Raw genomic sequence first — 18,273 nt, forward strand, 5'->3', positions numbered from 1 at the left:
CACCCTGCGGACCTGACGCCGTCCGCAGGGTTAACGGCAACTTATTCCACGGCCTTGAACATGTCTTCCACCACCTTCTTGGCGTCGCCGAAGACCATCATCGTCTTGTCCATGTAGAACAGTTCGTTGTCGAGACCCGCGTAGCCGGCGGCCATCGAACGCTTGTTCACGATGATGGTCTTGGCCTTGTAGGCTTCCAGGATCGGCATGCCGGCGATGGGCGATTGCGGATCCGTCTTGGCGGCCGGGTTGACCACGTCGTTGGCGCCCAGCACCAGCACCACGTCGGCTTGCCCGAACTCGCTGTTGATGTCCTCCATCTCGAAGACCTGGTCGTACGGCACCTCGGCTTCGGCCAGCAGCACGTTCATGTGGCCGGGCATGCGACCCGCCACGGGGTGGATCGCATACTTGACCGTCACACCGTGCTCGGTGAGCTTTTCGGTCAATTCCTTAAGTGCATGCTGCGCACGCGCCACCGCCAGGCCATAGCCGGGCACGATGATCACGGTCTCGGCGTTGCTCATCACGAAGGCCGCGTCGTCGGCGGAACCCGACTTCACGTTGCGCGCAGCCTGCGTACCCGCTGTGGCGCCTGCCGTGGCATCGGCGCCGAAGCCACCCAGCAACACGTTGAAGAACGAGCGGTTCATCGCGCGGCACATGATGTACGACAGAATGGCACCGCTTGAGCCCACCAGCGAGCCGGCGATGATCAGCATCGGGTTGTTCAGCGAGAAGCCGATACCTGCCGCCGCCCAGCCCGAGTACGAGTTCAGCATCGACACCACCACGGGCATGTCGGCGCCGCCGATCGGAATGATGATCAGTACGCCGAGCACGAACGCAATGGCCAGCATCAGCAGGAACGGCAGCCATGCCTGCGTCATGAAGAAGATGATGCCGAAGCCCACCATCGCCACGGCCAGCAGCAGGTTCAGCCAGTGCTGTCCGGCGAAGACCACCGGTGCGCCCTGGAACAGCCGGAACTTGTAGCGGCCCGACAGCTTGCCGAACGCGATCACCGATCCCGAGAACGTGATGGCACCCACGAAGCAGCCGATGAACAGTTCGATGCGGTTGCCCAGCGGGATGTCATGCGAGCCGGCCGGCGTGATGCTGAAGGCGGCCGGTTCGGCCACGGCAGCTACGGCGATGAACACTGCCGCGAGACCGATCAGCGAGTGCATTGCTGCCACCAGTTCCGGCATCTTGGTCATTTCGACCTTGCGCGCCACGTAGGCGCCGATGCCCCCACCGACGACCAGCGCGCCGAAGATCAGCCCGAGGCCCGTAGTGACCGACGATTGCGCCGCGCCCGCCGCAAGGAACTCGTGCTTGAGCTTGACGATCAGCACCAGCGTGGTCACCACGGCAATCGCCATGCCGATCATGCCGAACGCATTGCCCTTGCGGGCCGATGCCGGATGCGAGAGACCCTTCAGCGCCTGGATGAAGCAGACCGACGCCACCAGGTACAGCAGCGTCACAAGGTTCATGCTGACGGCTTCCATCACGCACCTCCCTTGGCGGCTTCAGCCCCGGCCTTGGCCTTTGGCTCCTTCTTCTTGAACATCTCCAGCATTCGCTGCGTCACCAGGAAGCCGCCGAACACGTTCACCGCGGCCAGTGCCACGGCCAGCGTGCCCATGATGCGGCCGACGTTGCCTTCGGTAAGGCCAGCGGCCAGCATGGCGCCGACGATGATGATGGCCGAGATTGCATTGGTCACGGCCATCAGCGGGGTGTGCAGCGCGGGTGTGACTGTCCAGACCACGTGGTAACCCACGTAGATTGCCAGCACGAAGATGATCAGGTTGATCACCGTGTGGTTCACCATCTCCATCGACTTCTCCTCCGTTGCTTTGAATACGGTGCCACGCCCACGCGTGCGGGGCGCGGCGTACCGTGGCGCGCAGGCTCGGCGCACCACGGCAACATCAGGGGCGATTAAATCAGGCGGCTTCGCGGATGACCTGGCCGTCCTTGCACATCAGGCAGGCGGCGACGATGTCGTCTTCGAGGTTCAACGTGTAGCGGCCGTCCTTGTCGATGATCAGTTTGAGGAAGTCCAGCACGTTGCGCGCATAGAGCGCCGACGCATCGGCGGCCACCATGCTTGCCAGGTTGGTGTGTCCGATCAGCGTCACGCCATGGCGTTCCACAACCTCGTCAGCCACGGTCAGCGGACAGTTGCCACCCTGCGCGGCCGCCAGGTCCACTACGACCGAGCCGGGCTTCATCTGCTTGACGGTGTCTTCCTGCAGCAACACCGGCGCCTTGCGACCCGGGATCAGTGCCGTGGTAATGACGATATCGGCCTGGATGGCGCGCTGGTGGACCAGTTCGGCCTGGCGGCGCATCCAGTCAGCGGGCATCGGGCGGGCATAGCCGCCAACACCCTGGGCAATCTCGCGTTCCTCGTCAGTGACGAAGGGCACGTCGAGAAACTTGGCGCCAAGAGACTCAATCTGCTCTTTGACTGCGGGACGCACATCGGAGGCTTCGATCACCGCACCCAGCCGCTTGGCCGTGGCGATGGCCTGCAGGCCGGCCACGCCAGCGCCAAGGATAAGCACGCGTGCCGCTTTCACGGTACCCGCGGCAGTCATCAGCATCGGCATGAAGCGCTGGTAGTGGTGCGCAGCCACGAGCACTGCCTTGTAGCCAGCGATGTTGGCCTGTGACGACAGCACGTCCATGCTTTGCGCGCGCGTGGTGCGCGGCGCGGCTTCCAGCGCGAAGGCGGTGATCGCCGAGCTGGCCATGCGGGCGTTGTTTTCGATATCGAAGGGATTGAGCATGCCGACGAGCACGGACCCGGCCCGGAACTGCGCACGCTCGGCATCGTCGGGAGCACGTACCTTGAGTACCAGTTCGGCGCCCAGCGCATCGGATGCAGATCCGATGCGCGCACCAGCCGCCTCGAACGCTGCATCCGGAATGCTGGCACGTACGCCAGCGCCGGTCTGCACCGTCACCTGATGGCCCTGAGCCACGTACTTCTTGACGGTCTCCGGGGTGGCGGCGACACGCGTCTCACCTGCCCGCGTCTCGAGCGGGATACCGATATGCATCGTCAATTTCTCCTGTCTGGCGTCGTTCGAATCTGGTTGTCGGGGCTACGTCCATGCCCGTTGGTGCATTGCAAAACCCGCACCAATTTTTGCGCAGCTTACCCGAAACTTACGCTCGGTGGTGGCTGGCCGGTCAGAGATTTGTGCGTCGGCGGCGACTCATTTTTGTTCCGCATGAAACGACTCCTTTCATGCAAGGCTGATTCCTGTTGAAAAGCGTCTTTATCGGAAGGTGTCGGCACCGTCCCTTTTCTTGATGCCGATTTGATATGCGTCTGCGTATCGTGGCGCCCACGCCTCCTCAAGGGGCGCATTCCCAACGCAACGCTATTCCATTTCATGATTGCCACCCGCCTGATGACTTCGGTGCCTGCCTCGCTGGCCGCCGCCATCCTCCTCGCCGCCCCGTTCTCTACCGCATTTGCGCAAGAAGCCACCGCCACGCCCGAAGCGCCTTCGCAAACCTCGCCGCACACCTTCACCGCCAATGTCTCGGTGGTCTCCGACTATCGCTACCGCGGTATCAGTCAGACCGACCGTCGCCCCGCCATTCAGGGCGGCTTCGACTATGCGCATGCCAGCGGCTTCTATCTGGGCAACTGGAATTCGAGCATCAGCTGGCTTGGAGATTCTGACGCGTCAGTGTCTGCGCCGATCGAGATGGATTTCTACGGCGGCTTCAAGAACACGTTCCAGCTAGGCGGCCAGGACTTCAACTACGACCTCGGCGTGCTGGAGTACTACTACCCCGGCGCGTACACGGCCACGCGGCCATACACCACCGAGCTGTACGCCGGCATCGGCTGGGGTCCCGTGTTCCTGAAGTACTCGCATGCCGTGACGAACCTGTTCGGATTCGCCGACAGCAAAAACAGCTACTACGTCGATCTCTCGGCCAACGTGCCGCTCGATGTGTGGGGCCTGACGCTGAATGCGCATGTGGGCTACCAGGGCGTGCAGCATTTCAGCGATGCCTCGTACGCGGACTGGAAGATCGGCCTGACGAAGGATCTTGGTCAGGGCTTCTCCGTGGCCGTGGCATATATCGACACCAATGCGAAGCAATCGGTCTACACGAATACGCGCGGCCGATACCTCGGCAAGTCTACGGCCTTCGTCTCGCTGACCAAGACGTTCTGATCGTTGCCGATGGCGGGGTCTTTTACGCGTTCTTGATGCGCCCCGCCCGTAACGCTGCATCAAATTGATGCCCGCCTCCCTAGCATGGGAGGCATGTTCAACAGACGATCCGCCACGCGCGGATCATCGCTTCATGCGACAGTCATCGAGTCTCGCCATCGCCTTTGCATCCGTACCGCGACGCCGGATCGTTGCGGACGACGCCTGGATCCGCCTGCGCCTCGCCGTATCGTCGACGCAGGTCTTTGCCCTGCGCCAGACCCTGCATCGGGCTATCGGCAACATGGCGCGGATCTACGTGGTGCAAGTCGATCATCGCCATGGCGAGACCACGCTGCATGTGGAAGTGGAGCGCGCCGACCGCGACGCGGCCATGCACGCCATCATGGAAGCGCTGCCCGCCGCCGAGTTCGGTGCGGCCACCGTGCTGGGAGCCGACCATGCCGCGCACTGAAACGCAGCGTGGCACCGTTACCGACGGCTTGTGGCTACCGATGGTCACGCCGCTGCGCAACGACCAGGTGGATCTGGACGCAGCACAACGGCTGGCCTTGCACTATGCGGAAGCCGGCGTCGATGGCCTGATCGTGCTGGGCACCACGGGGGAGGGCGGGCTGCTGACGGACGCCGAACGCTTCATGCTGACGGCGTCGGTGACCGAAGCCGTGCATGGCGCCATACCTGTGATGGCTGGCGTAGGAGGCGTGGCCACGCATGCGGTGTGCGAACAGGTGCGCAGGCTCGACCGCCTGCCGCTGGCCGGCTACCTCGTGCCGCCGCCTTACTATCTGCGTGTTTCCGATGAGGGGATCGCCTGGCACATGCGCAGCATCGCTGGCCACACCAACAAGCCGTTGATGCTTTACAACGTGCCCAAGCGCACCGGCTGCACGATCTCCCCGGAACTGGCGTGGCGACTGGCGGCGCATCCGCAGATCGTCGCCATCAAGGAATGCGATCCCGCGAACATGCGCACGCTGGCAATGCAGGATCTGATCGGCGTCTATTGCGGCGACGATGCATCGATGCTCGACCATTTGCTGGATGGCGGGCAGGGGGTGGTGCCGGCCGCCGCGCATGTGCGGCCTGACCTGTTCGTGCGGTTGCTGCAATATGCCCGCACGGGTCGCGTCGACGCCGCGCGTGCGTTGTTCCAACAACTGTCGCCGCTGATCGCCCTGATGTTCGCCGAACCGAATCCCGCGCCGGTGAAGGCGGCGCTGGCCTTGCTCGGTCAGGCGACGGCAGAGGTGCGCCGTCCGCTGATGCCGGCATCGAAGGCGCTCACGGCGCAGATCGATGCGGCCATGGCGTTGCTGCCGCCTGTGGTCATCGCCAAGGCTGCGTGACACCCCGAGCCATGCACGTTCGAACGGCAACCGGTAAAATGCCGGATTGCTTAAAAAATGTGCATCATGTCACGTGAATGGAATGCCAGTGTCACGGTTGCCGCCGTTATCGAACGGGGTGGCCGCTTCCTGCTGGTGGAAGAGGAAACGGCGGATGGCCTGCGCCTGAACCAGCCGGCGGGCCATCTCGAAGCGGGCGAAAGCCTGATCCATGCGGTGATCCGTGAAACGCTCGAGGAAACCGCGCACACCTTCGAGCCGCGCGCACTGGTGGGCTGCTACATGAGCCGCGGCCGTTCGTCGCGCGATCAGGGCGACACCACCTATATCCGCTTTGCCTTCACCGGTGACCTCGGCGCGCTCGACGCCGGCCGTCAACTCGACGCGGGCATCGTACGCACCGTCTGGATGACCGCCGAGGAACTGCGCGCGAGTACCGACCGGCATCGCACGCCGCTGCTGATGGCGTGCGTCGAAGACTACCTGGCCGGCAAGCGCTTTGCGTTGGATGTGCTGCATACTCATCCCACTGCGGTGGCGGAGGCGGCGCTTGTCGCAACGCCTGCAACTCCCGCAACGACCGGATCGGCATCATGAGCGGCAAGCGCGTAGTGGTGGGCATGTCCGGCGGCGTGGATTCGTCGGTCACGGCATGGCTGCTCAAGCAGCAGGGCTACGAGGTCATCGGCCTGTTCATGAAGAACTGGGAAGACGATGACGACAGCGAGTATTGCTCCACGCGGCAGGACTGGCTCGATGTGGCGTCGGTTGCCGACGTCATTGGCGTGGATGTCGAAGCCGTGAACTTCGCGGCCGAGTACAAGAATCGCGTGTTCGCCGATTTCCTGCGCGAGTACTCGGCAGGGCGCACGCCGAATCCCGATGTCCTCTGCAATGCCGAGATCAAGTTCAAGGCGTTTCTCGACCATGCAATGTCGCTGGGCGCGGACACCATCGCCACGGGCCACTACGCCCGCGTGCGGCAGGCGACGAATGGTCGATTCGAACTGCTCAAGGCGTTCGACCACACGAAAGACCAGAGCTACTTCCTGCATCGCCTGAATCAGTCGCAACTGTCGCGCACGCTGTTTCCACTCGGGGAAATGCCGAAGACGCGCGTGCGCGAGATCGCCGCGGAAATCGGCCTGCCCAACGCGAAGAAGAAGGATTCGACGGGCATCTGCTTTATCGGCGAGCGTCCGTTCCGGGATTTCCTGAACCGCTACCTGCCGACCAAGCCCGGTCCGATGAAGACCGACGAAGGCAAGGTGGTGGGCGAGCATATCGGCCTGGCCTTCTACACGCTGGGCCAGCGCAAAGGCATCGGTCTGGGCGGCAGCAAGGACGGCAATGGCGATGCATGGTACGTGGCGCGCAAGGACGTGGCGGCGAATACGCTGTATGTCGTGCAGGGACACGATCATCCGTGGCTGTTGACGCCGGAACTGAACGCGGCCGATCTCTCGTGGGTGGCTGGTGAACCCCCGGCTGCAGGTGCCGTGATGGCGGCCAAGACGCGTTACCGGCAGAGCGATGCGCCGTGCACCGTGGTGTCGGCGGACGGCGAGGCGCTGAAGCTGTCGTTCGCCGAGGCGCAGTGGGCGGTCACGCCGGGCCAGTCGGCGGTGCTGTACGACGGCGAGGTGTGCCTGGGTGGGGGGATTATTCAGTAGTGCAGGGATGCAGAGGGTGGCCGGAGCCGGCCACCCGGGCACGCCGGTCAGGCGGCGGGAATTGCAGTGTCGATGAACGACTGGCGCTTCTCGATCTTCTCCTGGAACGCGACGAGGTTGGCGTACTGCTCGCGCCATGCCAGATCCGGGAAGCGGAAGTCCAGGTAGGCCAGCGCACAGCCCACGGCCACGTCGGCCAGCGTGAAGTGGATGCCGGTGCACCACGGCTTGTCGGCCAGGCCGGCGGACATCGCGGCCAGTGCCGCGTCGATCTTGCCGCGCTGGCGGGCTACCCAGCTTTCGCTGCGTTCGTTCGGCTGGCGTTGCGTGGCTTCCAGGCGCACGAGCAGGGCGGCGTCGAGCAGGCCATCGGCCAGTGCTTCCCAGCAACGCACTTCCAGGCGTTCACGGCTACCTTGCGGAATCAGTCGGCCGACGGGCGACAGCGTGTCGGCATACTCGGCGATGACGCGCGAATCGAAGACCGCGCCGCCGTCTTCCATGACCAGGCACGGCACCTTGCCGAGCGGGTTGAACTGGGAAATGGTGGTGTCGGGTGACCAGACGTTCTCCTCGATCATCTGGTAGTCGATCTTCTTTTCCGCCAGCACCACGCGCACCTTGCGCGCATACGGGCTGGTGTGGGACGCATACAGCTTCATGTTCTCCCCTTGAGCATGTTATGAAGTGCATCGGCGCTCTATGGCACACGGTGCGGCAGGCGCGGCCGCGTGCCCAATGCACTTCATAACAGGCTAACGGATGGGCGAGCGGGAGTATACCCGCGCGTCTGCCCGGATGCCGCGCCAATGCGGCCTGTCGCACCGATCACCGCCCATCGCATGGGACGGTCCGCACAGCGCCATGGTGCGATGGTAAAATCGCGCGTTACGCGTTTTGGCCCTGGCCACTGAGCGGCGCATCCGCCGCTTGCACGAGCCGCCTTCGCGACGCCTATCCTCTGGTTCCGGCGCCCCCGCACGAACCCCCGATTTCTCTTCTCTCCGGTTGCCCAGCATGTCCACGTCTTCCCTTTCGCCGCTCTCCGCCCTGTCCCCCATCGATGGCCGTTATGCCGCCAAGGCCGACGCGCTGCGCGAGTGGCTGTCGGAAGCCGCATTCATGCGCAACCGCGTCAAGGTCGAGGTCAACTGGCTGATCGCACTGGCCCAAGCCGGCCTGCCTGACGTGCCGAGATTCTCGGCCGAATCCGAAGCGAAGCTGCAGGCGCTGGTGGATGACTTCACTGAAGCCGATGCCGGCCGGATCAAGGAAATCGAAGCCGTCACCAACCACGACGTGAAGGCGGTGGAGTACTGGCTCAAGGAACAGGTCAAGGGCAACGCCGAGCTGGAAGCCGCGAGCGAGTTCATCCATTTCGCCTGCACCTCGGAAGACATCAACAACACGTCGCACGGCATGATGCTCAAGGGCGCCCGCGATGGCGTGATCGTCCCGGCGCTCAAGCGCGTGCACGCCCGCCTGGTGGAACTGGCCAAGCTCAATGCCACGCAGCCGATGCTGTCGCGCACGCACGGCCAGCCGGCCAGCCCGACCACGCTGGGCAAGGAAATGGCCAACGTGGCCGCCCGCCTGGCCCGCGCCATCGAACGCGTGGAGCGCGTGGAACTGCTCGGCAAGATGAACGGCGCCGTGGGCAACTACAACGCCCACCTGTCGGCCTATCCGTCGTTCGACTGGGAGTCGTTCTCGAAGCAGGTGATCGAGCAGCGCCTGGGCCTGACGTTCAACCCGTACACCATCCAGATCGAGCCGCACGACTACATGGCCGAGCTGTTCGATGCCGTGGCGCGCGCCAACACGATCCTGCTGGACCTGAACCGCGACATCTGGGGCTACATCGCGCTGGGCTACTTCAAGCAGAAGACGAAAGCTGGCGAGATTGGCTCGTCGACGATGCCGCACAAGGTCAATCCGATCGACTTCGAAAACTCGGAAGGCAACGTGGGCCTGGCCAATGCCGTGCTGCGCCACCTGTCGGAAAAGCTGCCCTTGTCGCGCTGGCAGCGTGACCTGACCGATTCCACCGTACTGCGCAACATGGGCGTGGCCTTCGGCTACAGCCTGCTGGCCTACGAGGCATGCCTGCGCGGCCTGGGCAAGCTGGAAACCAATCCGGAGCGCCTGAACGAAGACCTCGACAACTGCTGGGAAGTGCTGGCCGAGCCGGTGCAGACCGTGATGCGCCGCTTTGGCGTGCCCAACCCGTATGAACAGCTCAAGGAGCTGACGCGCGGCAAGGGCATCTCGCGCGAAGCGTTGCAGACGTTCGTGCAGGGGCTGGCGATTCCCGACGACGCCAAGAAGGTGCTGCTCGACATGACGCCGGCCAGCTACATCGGCAAGGCCGTGGAACTGGCGAACCGCATCTGATTACCTTCGCGCTCCGCAAGGAGCGTGGCGGCAGGACAACAGGGGCTGACCTTCGGGTCGGCCCTTTTTGTTTGGCGCGGTTTCAAACGGGCAACGACTGGCCGGACAGGGTGACACCATCGGCCAGTGCCGTCTGTCACCGGTGTGCGCTACGATCGGTTCCCGGTTGGCTGGTGCGACATTACGGCACATCAAATGATTTGAACGACTTCATGAAGTTCGGGGCTTCCCAGCATCGGGCGCGCACCCAATAATGCGAAGATTGCTGGTCACGCATGGCGCGGCGCAGGCGGCCTTGGGGCCTGACGTGATTGTCGTGGCGGATCGTCTTAGATGATGCATGGTCGCCAGACAGGCCGGCGCAACAAATAAAAGCAACAAACGAAGGGATTGACTGACATGGGTTCCATTGGATCCTCGACGGGGGCGCCGGCGCGCTATACGCCTACGGCGATCGGCCTGCACTGGCTGATTGCGTTCGGCATCTTTGCCGCGTTCGGCCTCGGCCTCTACATGACCGGTATCCCCGGTTTCACGCCCACCAAGCTCAAGCTGTTCTCCTGGCACAAGTGGCTTGGCGTAACGATCTTCGTGCTGGCCGTGCTGCGCGTGATCTGGCGCGCCACCCATGCCGCACCGGCCGTGGCGCCGGGCACGCCGGCCTGGCAGGCACGGGCCGCGGCCGCCGCGCACCATCTGCTCTACCTGCTGATCATCGTCGTCCCGATCACCGGCTATCTGTACAGCCTGGCTGCTGGCGTGCCGGTGGTCTACCTGGGGCTCTGGAAGCTGCCGGTCCTGATCGAGGCCAGCGACACATGGAAGCCGATCCTCCAGAATGCCCATATCTGGCTCAACTACCTGATGGCGGCGATTGTCGTGGTGCATGCCGCTGCAGCCATCAAGCACCAGATCATCGACCGTGACGGCACGCTGGGCCGCATGATCCCGTTCCTGCGCTGAACCGCGCGAATCCATCACCCGATCACCCCATTACCACTGGAGTCTCAGATGAAACGCATGTCCCGTTCCGGTCCAATCCTCGTGGCCGCCTTGCTGACCACGGCGGGCATGGCCGCCAACCTGGCATGGGCCCAGATCGATGCCGCAAAGAGCTCGGTCACGGCCGTTGCCAAGCAGATTGGCGTGCCGATGGAAGGCAAGTTCAAGAAGTTCGATGCCACGCTCGACTTCGATCCCGCCAAGCTCGCCACCTCGTCGGCCAAGGTCGAGATCGATGTGTCGAGCTTCGAGATCGGCGATGCCGAGACCACGAAGGAGGTCAAGGGCAAGGACTGGTTCGATGCAGGCAAGTTTCCGAAGGCCGTGTTCCAGTCCACCAGCATCAAGGCCGGCGCCGCAGGCAAGTACGACGTGGTGGGCAAGCTGACCATCAAGGGCAAGACCATCGACGTGACCGTGCCGGCCACGTACAAGCAGGACGGCGGTGCGCAGGTCTTCGACGGCGTGCTGCCGATCAAGCGTACCGTGTTCAACATCGGCGACGGCGAGTGGAAGGACACTTCCGTGGTGGCCGACGACGTCCAGATCAAGTTCCATATCGTGACCCCGGCAAAGAAGGGCTGAGGCAGGCTTAGTCCCGCTGACCGCTCCTTGGCCGATTTATGACCTTCCTCTCCAACTTTTTGACGGGAGATTCAAGATGAAAATGCGCACCCTGATCGCCGCTGCCGCGGCAGCCTCCGCCACGTTCGCCGCCGGCGCCGCCATGGCCAACGCGTCGACGTACAACATCGATCCGACCCACACGTACCCGAGCTTCGAAGCCGACCACCTGGGCGGCCTGTCGAAGTGGCGTGGCAAGTTCGACAAGTCCAGCGGCGTGGTGACGCTGGACCGTGCTGCCAAGACCGGCACGGTGGACATCAAGATCGATGCGGCGTCGATCGATTTCGGCAACGGCAAGCTCAACGAGCACGCCAAGGGCCCGGAGATGTTTGACGTACAGGCTTTCCCGGATGCCACGTACAAGGGCAAGTTCTCGAAGTTCAAGGGCGACGTGCCGACCGAAGTGGAAGGCGTGCTGACGCTGCGCGGCGTATCGAAGCCGGTCAAGCTCGAGATCAAGGAATTCAAGTGCATCCAGCACCCGATGCTCAAGCGTGAAGCTTGCGGCGCCGATGCCGTGGCCGAGTTCAACCGCGCCGACTTCGGCATCGACTACGGTGTGAAGTACGGCTTCAAGCAGGACGTGAAGCTGGCGATCCAGGTCGAGGCCGTCAAGGCGGACTAAGGTTCGGACTGGGTTCGACGGTGATCCGTACACAAGGACGGATCACGGCGCGATGCAATATTTCGGTGCATCCGCGCCATCGGGGAGATGTCATCTTCCCAAGACATGGGCCGGCAGGGAATGCCGGCCCATTTTTTATGCGTGTTGGCATACCCCACTATTTGGCTGGACTGGCCGGTTGTGCGTTGTCGAACAGCCACAGTACAATGGGTCGCCGCAGTCCCACCCTCTGGGGCGGCGCCCGCCAGTGCAATGGCCAGTTCCGCCAGCCTGCCGGTGCGCGCCTTCCCGCAACAGGTCACGCGCATCGATATGAGCATAGGCTGCATTCCCTGACTGGTAGTTCGCCTCAAGTCCCTTGCCTGAGCCGTAATCGGCCGGCTGCCCCTTGGCGCCGAGCCCGCAGTGTTTCTCGGAATTCCCCTGGCGCGATACCGTGTACTCCAAAACGCAAATCGATCCGGTAGTCAGCTTCCGCAACTCGCAGGGCGAGCAGGTGCGGGGCACGATTATCAATCTCCAGCGCAAGTCGCTGGTGATGGAAATCTACAATCCCTATTCGATTGTCCAGGTCAGCGAGGTACTCAGCGAACTGAACGTCCGCATGGGCGCCAAGAACGCTTACCTCGGCAAGGCCGTCGTCATGAGTCTCGTCAACACGGGCCTGACCGCTGTGGTCTCGCTGACGCTGATCGACGAATGGCGCGAGCTGACGGACGTGGGCGACGCGCCCAAGTCGGTCGCCCACGAGGCGAATCTCTTTGTCCAGGACTGGGACACGCGCTTCAATATCCGGCGCGATTACCAGATCGTGGTCAACGAGATGCGCGCATTCCTCTCGGAAGTCTCGCGCTGGGTCGAGCAGGTGGACCTGACCGAGTCGCTGCCGAAGAAGGAAGGCCGGCTGCGCGAGGACGTGTTCTACGAACTGGCCTCGCCGCTGATGGGGAAGGTGAAGACCTACCTCGACTGGCTCGAGGGTGAAGCACAGAGCGTGGACAGCGAACTGGCGCCGGTGCACCGCACCTATGCGCAGGCCGCGCTGCATCCGCTGCTGCTGCGGGCACCGTTCGTGTACCGCACCTTCACCAAGCCGCTGGGCTACGCCGGCGACTACGAGATGGTGAACCAGATCCTCAGCGATCCGCAGCAGGGTCCGACCACGTACTTCCAGATCGTCAACACCGCGTTCCTCAAGGCTGCGGTGGCTACGGCGCACCGCAACCGCATCGACCTGCTGGTGGACTTCCTGACACGGCAGGCCGAGCGCGCGCGGGCCGCGGGGCGTCCGTTCCGCATCCTCAACGTGGGGTGCGGGCCGGCATTCGAGATCCAGCGCTTCGTGCGCGAGTACCCGAATCCAGAGTTGCTGTCGTTCCAGCTGGTCGATTTCAGCGAGGAAACGCTCGAATACACACGCAGCTCGATCGAGCGATCGGCGGCGGCGGCCGGGCACAAGGTATCGGTGGAGATGCTGCATCAGTCGGTGCATGAACTGCTCAAGCGCCGGATTGCCATGGACGACCCGAGCGTGCGGGAGTTCGACGCGGTCTACTGCGCCGGCCTGTTCGACTATCTCTCGGACAAGGTCTGCGCGCGTCTGCTGTCCTATTTCGCATCGCGATCGAAGCCGGGCGGGGAGATGCTGGTCACCAATGTCCACTCCGACAATCCCGAGAAATTCGGCATGGAACATTTGCTGGAGTGGTACCTGATCTATCGCGACGAGGCGGGGATGTCCTCGCTGCTGCCGGAGAATTCGCATGCCCACCGACTCTATGTCGATGAAACCGGCGTCAATGTCTTCGCCGAAGCCACCATCCGCTGAGATAGAGGCGGCGCCTGCCAGGGTCATGAGCTCGAACCAACTCTATGCCGGCTATCAGTCGGAGCTGGCCGACTTCCGCCTCGCGTTCAGTCGGGGCGGCGCCTACACGGCCATCGCCCTCGTGCTCCTTGGTGTCGGGCTCGACTACGGCCAGTACCCGCATCTGCAACTGCCTTTTGCGATTGCGCGGGTCGTCGTGTCGTTGCTGATCGCCGGCGTGGTGGTGGCGCTCTACAGCCAGGCGGGGCGCCGCTTCGCGCCCTGGCTGACGATGTCGTGGCTGCTGCTGCCGCAGATCATGATCGCGTGGATGATTTCGCAGACCGAAGGGGTGCAGTCGCCTTACTACGTGGGCCTGAACCTCGCGATCTTCGCCTCGGGCATCGCCCTGCCATTCGGACTCTGGCAGAACCTGGTGTTCGGCATTCTCTCGTACGTGCTCTACGCGCTGGCCTGCCTGCTGCATTCCGGCGGCATCGAGCCGATGGGCACGTTCATCGTGAACTCGCTATTCCTGCTGTTCGCGGCGGCTGCCAGCGGCGTGTACACGTTCTTCAATGAACGCGCGCGCTTCATGCTGTTCCGGCTCAAGGCCGAGGTGGCAGACAAGAACACCGAGCTCGAAGTCATCAATCGCAAGCTGGTGGATATCAAGGGCCAGATGCTGCAGCAGGAAAAGATGGCCGCCATCGGTACGCTGGCGGCGGGGCTGTTGCACGAAGTCAACAATCCGGTGAATTTCTGCCTGATGGCCATCGAGGTGGCCATGGAGGAGCCGGCGGCCAAGAACGAGCCGGGGATCCAGGAGTGCCTGGTGGATGCCAAGCAGGGTATGCAACGCATCCAGCATATCGTCTCCGACCTGAAGACGTTTGCGTACCGCAAGCCCGGCGCCGAGGTGGAGGGCACACCTTTCCTTTTCGAAAAGGCGCTCGACTCGTCCCAGCGGCTGACGGCGCACGAATTGCGCGGCGTCAAGATGACGCGCGAGATGCCGATGGATACGCTGGTGCTCGGCGACGAGGCTGCGATCATCGGCGTGCTGATCAACCTGTTTTCGAATGCCGCGCTGGCCATGCGCAAGGCGGGCACGAAGGAACCGGCGATCCATACGACCGTGCGCTGGGACGTCAAGCGCCTGCACGTGACGGTGCGCGACAACGGCCCCGGCATTGCGCCGGAAAACCTCGCGCGGGTGTTCGAACCGTTCTTCACGACGCGCGAAGTGGGGCAGGGGTTGGGGCTGGGCCTGTCGATCAGCTATGCGGTGATCGAGCGCCACGACGGCGTGCTCTATGCCGAGAGCGAGGTCGGCCAGTGGGCTGCCTTCAGTTTTGACCTGCCGCGCGCGGAGTGATGTTGTCATGATCGAAGTTACGCAGGCGCGTCCTACCATTCTCTACGTCGATGACGAGGAGATGGCCTGCAAGTATTTTGCCCGCGCTGTGGGCAGCGAGTACGAAGTGCTGTCGGCCACGGGTGCCGACGAAGCCATCGCCATCCTGCGTGCGGAGCACGCGCGGATATCCGTGCTGGTGACCGATTTCCGGATGCCGGGCCGCGATGGTGGCGACCTGTTGCGCCAGGTGTCGCTGGAGTATCCGCAGATCGTGCGGATTCTGGTCACGGCCTACGCGGACAAGGATGTGCTGCTCGAAACCGTGAACAACGGCGAGGTCTTCCGCATCCTGGAGAAGCCGATTGGCGTGGCGGGTGCGCGGGATGTCCTGCGGCTGGCCGGCGAACGGTTCCGCGAGCGCGCGGTGCGCCAGCAGCGGCTGATGGCCATCGACGAGACGCTGGCCTTTCTTGCCCACGAACTGAATACGCCGCTGGCGGCCATCGCCAACTTCGCGCGTGGCATCGAGTCACGCGTCGGTGGCGAACTGAGCCAGCAGCGCCAGACCGAGATCGGCCATGCCGCTGGTGCGATGCACGATAACGCCCAGTATTGCCTGGCGGTGCTGTCGTCATTCCTTCAGTCGGTGCGGAGCAGCGCGGGTGGTACCAAGCCCCGGTCCGGACCGGGGCAGGAGGTCAGTGCGGGCGCGCTGGTGGCATCGCTACTGGATAGCTACCCTTTTGCCGATAACCAGCGTAGTTGGGTACAGGTCGATGTGATCGGTGATTTTCCCGTACTCACGCTGCCCAATTGCGTGGCGCTGGTGCTGTCGTCGGTCATGAGCAATGCATTGCGGGCACTGGCCGATGTCGAGGCACCGTTGCTGCGCTTTGTCGTGGAGTCCGGTGACCGGCCGGAAATCCGCATCGCGGACAACGGCCCCGGCATCCCGCCCGAGGTGATGGGCCGGCTGCTGGTGGACCCGGTGACCACGCACGCCTCGGCGGGTGGCAGCGGCATGGGCATGATTTTCTGTAATCGCGTAATGCAATCTTTTGGTGGCGGCATCCGGATAGCGTCCGCATCGGGCGCAGGCACCACCGTTACCCTCGATTTCCCCAATTTCAAGAATCGTATGCACAGGAGTGATCGATGAGCGAACCGAATATGACGCAGGCACCCCCGGCGATTCTGTTCGTCGACGACGAAGCTACCGCAGTCAAGTATTTCCAGCGCGCCATCGGGCAGCTTGCACCGGTGGTGACCGGCCAGTCGGTGGAGGAGGGCAAGGCGCTGCTCGATGCCCACGCCGAGAGCCTTGCCGTGCTGGTGTCCGACCAACGTATGCCGGGCGAGTATGGCAACGAACTGCTGCGGTATGCGCGCGAGCGCTACCCGCACATCGTGCGCATCCTGACCACGGCCTACTCGGAGCTCGACCAGACCGTCGAGGCAGTCAACCAGGGCCAGATCCATCGCTACATCAAGAAGCCGTGGGACATTACGGCGCTGCGCATGGAACTGAAGCAAGCGCTGGAACTGTCCGGGCTGCGCCGCGAGCGCGACCAGCTTGTACGCGAGAAGCTGATGGTGCTGCAGAAGCAGACCGTGGCGACGCGCGTGGGCATGGTGCATGCGCTGTGTGCGAGCCTGATCGGTCCTGGAAAATTCCAGCCGGTGGAGACGTACCTGTCGGGTACCTCGCTGGCCGGCCCGAAGAATGCCGAGCCGGACTGGCAGCGCATGGACTACGCAGACGTGATCGGCGCGGAAAGCCAGCGCAGTGGATCGTTTGGCCATGCGGTCGGCTTGAGGCTCGCGGCGTTGCGCGCGGCGGGCCGTGGCGCTGGCGATGTGGCGGCGGTATTGGCCGAGGCGCTTGGCACGTCCGTGCGCCGTGATGGCGACGTTATCACCTGGACGTCGCCCGCAGCGCTGAGCGAGTTCGTCGCCAATCCGGTGGGCGAAGCCGTGTCGGCCGAACACGCTGCCTGGCTGGCTACGCTGCTGTGGCTGGAGGAAGCCGGCGGGGCGCTGCAACTGGTACGCGAGGGCGACGCCATTTCGGCGCGCACCGGCACCCGTACGGAGTCGTTTGCGTCGGATCGACTGGCGGTCTGGATCGAGAACCTGACCGAAGTCTGATGGCTCGGCCGGTAGCGGCCCGGAGGAAAATAAAAAGGCACCCGAAGGTGCCTTTTTATTTTGTCGCTTCTTTGTCGATGACAGCGATGACCGTCAGGCCTGCGCCCCGAAGTTCGGGTCGTTGCGGTCGGTGGAGTCGCCTCCCTTCTTGTCGCCCTTGACCAGGTCTTCGCGCTTGACGCCCAGCCACATGGCCAGTGCCGCAGCCACGAACACCGACGAGTAGATACCGAACAGGATACCCACGGTCAGGGCCAGTGCGAAGTAGTGCAGCGTCGGGCCGCCGAAGAAGAACATCGACAGCACCATCATTTCGGTCGAGCCGTGGGTGATGATGGTCCGCGACATCGTGCTGGTGATGGCGTGGTCGATGACTTCGTGGGTGCTCATCTTGCGGTACTTGCGGAAGGCTTCACGAATCCGGTCGAAGATCACGACCGATTCGTTGACCGAGTAGCCGAGCACCGCAAGGATTGCCGCGAGCACCGACAGCGAGAACTCCCACTGGAAGTACGCGAAGAAGCCCAGGATGATCACCACGTCGTGCAGGTTGGCGATGATGCCCGCCACGGCGAACTTCCATTCGAACCGGAATGACAGGTAGATCACGATACCGGCCACCACGCAGAGCAGCGCCAGCAGCCCATCGGTGGCCAGTTCCTTGCCCACCTGTGGTCCCACGAACTCCACGCGCTGGAGCTTGGCGTCAGGCGTGGAGGCGGTGAGTGCGCCCATCACCTGTTCGCTCTGCTGCGCCGAGGTCACGGGCTTGCCGTCCGGACCCTTCTGCAGCGGCAGGCGGATCATCACGTCGCGCGAGGTGCCAAAGTTCTGCACCTGCACGTCGCTATAGCCGAGCTTGCCTACCTGGCCACGGATCTTTTCGAGATCGGCGGTCTGCTGGTAGTTGACTTCCATCACCGTACCGCCGGTGAACTCGATCGACAGGTGCAGGCCCTTGTGCCAGAGGAAGAAGACGGCAGCGGCAAACGTCAGGAAGGAGACCACGTTGAAGATCAACGCGTGCTTCATGAACGGAAAGTCGCGCTTGATGCGGAAAAATTCCATGAT

The 18,273-nt window shown here is 63.4% G+C and carries 18 protein-coding genes; 13 read left to right on the plus strand and 5 right to left on the minus strand.

Features of this window, described 5'->3' with window-relative positions; all coding sequences use genetic code 11:
* Window positions 1–41: 41 nt before the first annotated feature.
* From ABDB81_RS12840 to ABDB81_RS12850, 3 genes are all read right to left on the minus strand, one after another.
* Complete coding sequence (locus ABDB81_RS12840; RefSeq protein ID WP_346811392.1) at window positions 42–1,517, minus strand: NAD(P)(+) transhydrogenase (Re/Si-specific) subunit beta; 1,476 nt, start codon at window positions 1,515–1,517, stop codon at window positions 42–44.
* On the minus strand, window positions 1,514–1,846 hold the full coding sequence (locus tag ABDB81_RS12845; RefSeq protein WP_130389211.1) for an NAD(P) transhydrogenase subunit alpha: 333 nt from the start codon (window positions 1,844–1,846) through the stop codon (window positions 1,514–1,516). The genes ABDB81_RS12840 and ABDB81_RS12845 overlap by 4 nt, the downstream gene beginning before the upstream one ends.
* 109 nt (window positions 1,847–1,955) lie before the next feature.
* Window positions 1,956–3,077, minus strand: coding sequence for a Re/Si-specific NAD(P)(+) transhydrogenase subunit alpha (locus ABDB81_RS12850; protein WP_137923284.1), 1,122 nt, complete (start codon window positions 3,075–3,077; stop codon window positions 1,956–1,958).
* 339 nt (window positions 3,078–3,416) lie between these two features.
* On the opposite strand from ABDB81_RS12850, the gene ABDB81_RS12855 reads away from it, so the two are divergent.
* The 5 genes from ABDB81_RS12855 (at window position 3,417) to mnmA (ending at window position 7,239) form a co-directional block, all read left to right on the plus strand.
* Entirely contained in the window at window positions 3,417–4,217 is an 801-nt protein-coding gene (locus tag ABDB81_RS12855; RefSeq protein ID WP_346811394.1) for a TorF family putative porin, read from the plus strand.
* A 133-nt stretch (window positions 4,218–4,350) separates the two neighbouring features.
* Window positions 4,351–4,671 carry a hypothetical protein gene (locus tag ABDB81_RS12860; RefSeq protein ID WP_137923282.1) on the plus strand — a complete coding sequence of 107 codons (321 nt, stop codon included), beginning with the start codon at window positions 4,351–4,353 and terminating at the stop codon, window positions 4,669–4,671.
* The gene (gene dapA, locus ABDB81_RS12865; protein ID WP_160472949.1) at window positions 4,658–5,566 is read left to right on the plus strand and encodes a 4-hydroxy-tetrahydrodipicolinate synthase; all 909 of its coding nucleotides are present in this window, start codon (window positions 4,658–4,660) and stop codon (window positions 5,564–5,566) included. The genes ABDB81_RS12860 and dapA overlap by 14 nt, the downstream gene beginning before the upstream one ends.
* A gap of 57 nt (window positions 5,567–5,623) precedes the next feature.
* Window positions 5,624–6,163: an NUDIX hydrolase gene (locus tag ABDB81_RS12870; RefSeq protein ID WP_137923280.1), complete on the plus strand. Its 540-nt coding sequence runs from the start codon at window positions 5,624–5,626 to the stop codon at window positions 6,161–6,163.
* Complete coding sequence (gene mnmA / locus ABDB81_RS12875; RefSeq protein WP_346811397.1) at window positions 6,160–7,239, plus strand: tRNA 2-thiouridine(34) synthase MnmA; 1,080 nt, start codon at window positions 6,160–6,162, stop codon at window positions 7,237–7,239. Before ABDB81_RS12870 ends, mnmA begins: the two co-directional genes overlap by 4 nt.
* A 47-nt stretch (window positions 7,240–7,286) precedes the next feature.
* On the opposite strand, the gene ABDB81_RS12880 is transcribed toward mnmA, so the two are convergent.
* Window positions 7,287–7,901, minus strand: a complete 615-nt coding sequence (locus tag ABDB81_RS12880; protein WP_137923278.1) for a glutathione S-transferase C-terminal domain-containing protein — start codon at window positions 7,899–7,901, stop codon at window positions 7,287–7,289.
* Between the two features lie 355 nt (window positions 7,902–8,256).
* On the opposite strand from ABDB81_RS12880, the gene purB reads away from it, so the two are divergent.
* The 8 genes from purB (at window position 8,257) to ABDB81_RS12920 (ending at window position 17,202) form a co-directional block, all read left to right on the plus strand.
* Window positions 8,257–9,633: an adenylosuccinate lyase gene (purB, locus tag ABDB81_RS12885; protein WP_137923277.1), complete on the plus strand. Its 1,377-nt coding sequence runs from the start codon at window positions 8,257–8,259 to the stop codon at window positions 9,631–9,633.
* A gap of 399 nt (window positions 9,634–10,032) precedes the next feature.
* Complete coding sequence (locus ABDB81_RS12890) at window positions 10,033–10,596, plus strand: cytochrome b (protein ID WP_137923276.1); 564 nt, start codon at window positions 10,033–10,035, stop codon at window positions 10,594–10,596.
* Window positions 10,597–10,644: 48 nt separating this feature from the next.
* Window positions 10,645–11,220, plus strand: coding sequence for a YceI family protein (locus tag ABDB81_RS12895; protein ID WP_346811400.1), 576 nt, complete (start codon window positions 10,645–10,647; stop codon window positions 11,218–11,220).
* A 76-nt stretch (window positions 11,221–11,296) separates the two neighbouring features.
* The gene (locus tag ABDB81_RS12900) at window positions 11,297–11,887 is read left to right on the plus strand and encodes a YceI family protein (protein WP_346811402.1); all 591 of its coding nucleotides are present in this window, start codon (window positions 11,297–11,299) and stop codon (window positions 11,885–11,887) included.
* Window positions 11,888–12,323: 436 nt separating this feature from the next.
* A complete protein-coding gene (locus ABDB81_RS12905) occupies window positions 12,324–13,715 on the plus strand; it encodes a class I SAM-dependent methyltransferase (protein WP_137923273.1) in 1,392 nt (463 codons plus the stop codon).
* Window positions 13,716–13,740: 25 nt separating this feature from the next.
* Complete coding sequence (locus ABDB81_RS12910) at window positions 13,741–15,072, plus strand: ATP-binding protein (protein ID WP_137923272.1); 1,332 nt, start codon at window positions 13,741–13,743, stop codon at window positions 15,070–15,072.
* Between the two features lie 7 nt (window positions 15,073–15,079).
* Window positions 15,080–16,213 carry a hybrid sensor histidine kinase/response regulator gene (locus tag ABDB81_RS12915; RefSeq protein WP_346811405.1) on the plus strand — a complete coding sequence of 378 codons (1,134 nt, stop codon included), beginning with the start codon at window positions 15,080–15,082 and terminating at the stop codon, window positions 16,211–16,213.
* Window positions 16,210–17,202, plus strand: a complete 993-nt coding sequence (locus tag ABDB81_RS12920; RefSeq protein ID WP_346811407.1) for a response regulator — start codon at window positions 16,210–16,212, stop codon at window positions 17,200–17,202. Before ABDB81_RS12915 ends, ABDB81_RS12920 begins: the two co-directional genes overlap by 4 nt.
* Before the next feature lie 93 nt (window positions 17,203–17,295).
* Here ABDB81_RS12920 and secF read toward each other — a convergent pair whose 3' ends face one another.
* Entirely contained in the window at window positions 17,296–18,270 is a 975-nt protein-coding gene (secF, locus tag ABDB81_RS12925; protein WP_160472944.1) for a protein translocase subunit SecF, read from the minus strand.
* Window positions 18,271–18,273 lie beyond the last annotated feature (3 nt).

Source organism: Cupriavidus sp. DL-D2 (assembly GCF_039710735.1).
Taxonomy (GTDB): domain Bacteria; phylum Pseudomonadota; class Gammaproteobacteria; order Burkholderiales; family Burkholderiaceae; genus Cupriavidus.

Bases quoted from the DNA above. Each gene is read 5' to 3' on its own strand.
- ABDB81_RS12895 (WP_346811400.1), top strand. From the start codon at position 10,645: ATGAAACGCATGTCCCGTTCCGGTCCAATCCTCGTGGCCGCCTTGCTG.
- ABDB81_RS12920 (WP_346811407.1), top strand. From the start codon at position 16,210: ATGAGCGAACCGAATATGACGCAGGCACCCCCGGCGATTCTGTTCGTC.
- ABDB81_RS12880 (WP_137923278.1), bottom strand. From the start codon at position 7,901: ATGAAGCTGTATGCGTCCCACACCAGCCCGTATGCGCGCAAGGTGCGC.
- ABDB81_RS12845 (WP_130389211.1), bottom strand. From the start codon at position 1,846: ATGGAGATGGTGAACCACACGGTGATCAACCTGATCATCTTCGTGCTG.
- ABDB81_RS12915 (WP_346811405.1), top strand. From the start codon at position 15,080: ATGATCGAAGTTACGCAGGCGCGTCCTACCATTCTCTACGTCGATGAC.
- ABDB81_RS12855 (WP_346811394.1), top strand. From the start codon at position 3,417: ATGATTGCCACCCGCCTGATGACTTCGGTGCCTGCCTCGCTGGCCGCC.
- secF (WP_160472944.1), bottom strand. From the start codon at position 18,270: ATGGAATTTTTCCGCATCAAGCGCGACTTTCCGTTCATGAAGCACGCG.
- ABDB81_RS12860 (WP_137923282.1), top strand. From the start codon at position 4,351: ATGCGACAGTCATCGAGTCTCGCCATCGCCTTTGCATCCGTACCGCGA.
- ABDB81_RS12870 (WP_137923280.1), top strand. From the start codon at position 5,624: ATGTGCATCATGTCACGTGAATGGAATGCCAGTGTCACGGTTGCCGCC.
- ABDB81_RS12900 (WP_346811402.1), top strand. From the start codon at position 11,297: ATGAAAATGCGCACCCTGATCGCCGCTGCCGCGGCAGCCTCCGCCACG.
- purB (WP_137923277.1), top strand. From the start codon at position 8,257: ATGTCCACGTCTTCCCTTTCGCCGCTCTCCGCCCTGTCCCCCATCGAT.
- ABDB81_RS12890 (WP_137923276.1), top strand. From the start codon at position 10,033: ATGGGTTCCATTGGATCCTCGACGGGGGCGCCGGCGCGCTATACGCCT.
- dapA (WP_160472949.1), top strand. From the start codon at position 4,658: ATGCCGCGCACTGAAACGCAGCGTGGCACCGTTACCGACGGCTTGTGG.
- ABDB81_RS12850 (WP_137923284.1), bottom strand. From the start codon at position 3,077: ATGCATATCGGTATCCCGCTCGAGACGCGGGCAGGTGAGACGCGTGTC.
- mnmA (WP_346811397.1), top strand. From the start codon at position 6,160: ATGAGCGGCAAGCGCGTAGTGGTGGGCATGTCCGGCGGCGTGGATTCG.
- ABDB81_RS12910 (WP_137923272.1), top strand. From the start codon at position 13,741: ATGAGCTCGAACCAACTCTATGCCGGCTATCAGTCGGAGCTGGCCGAC.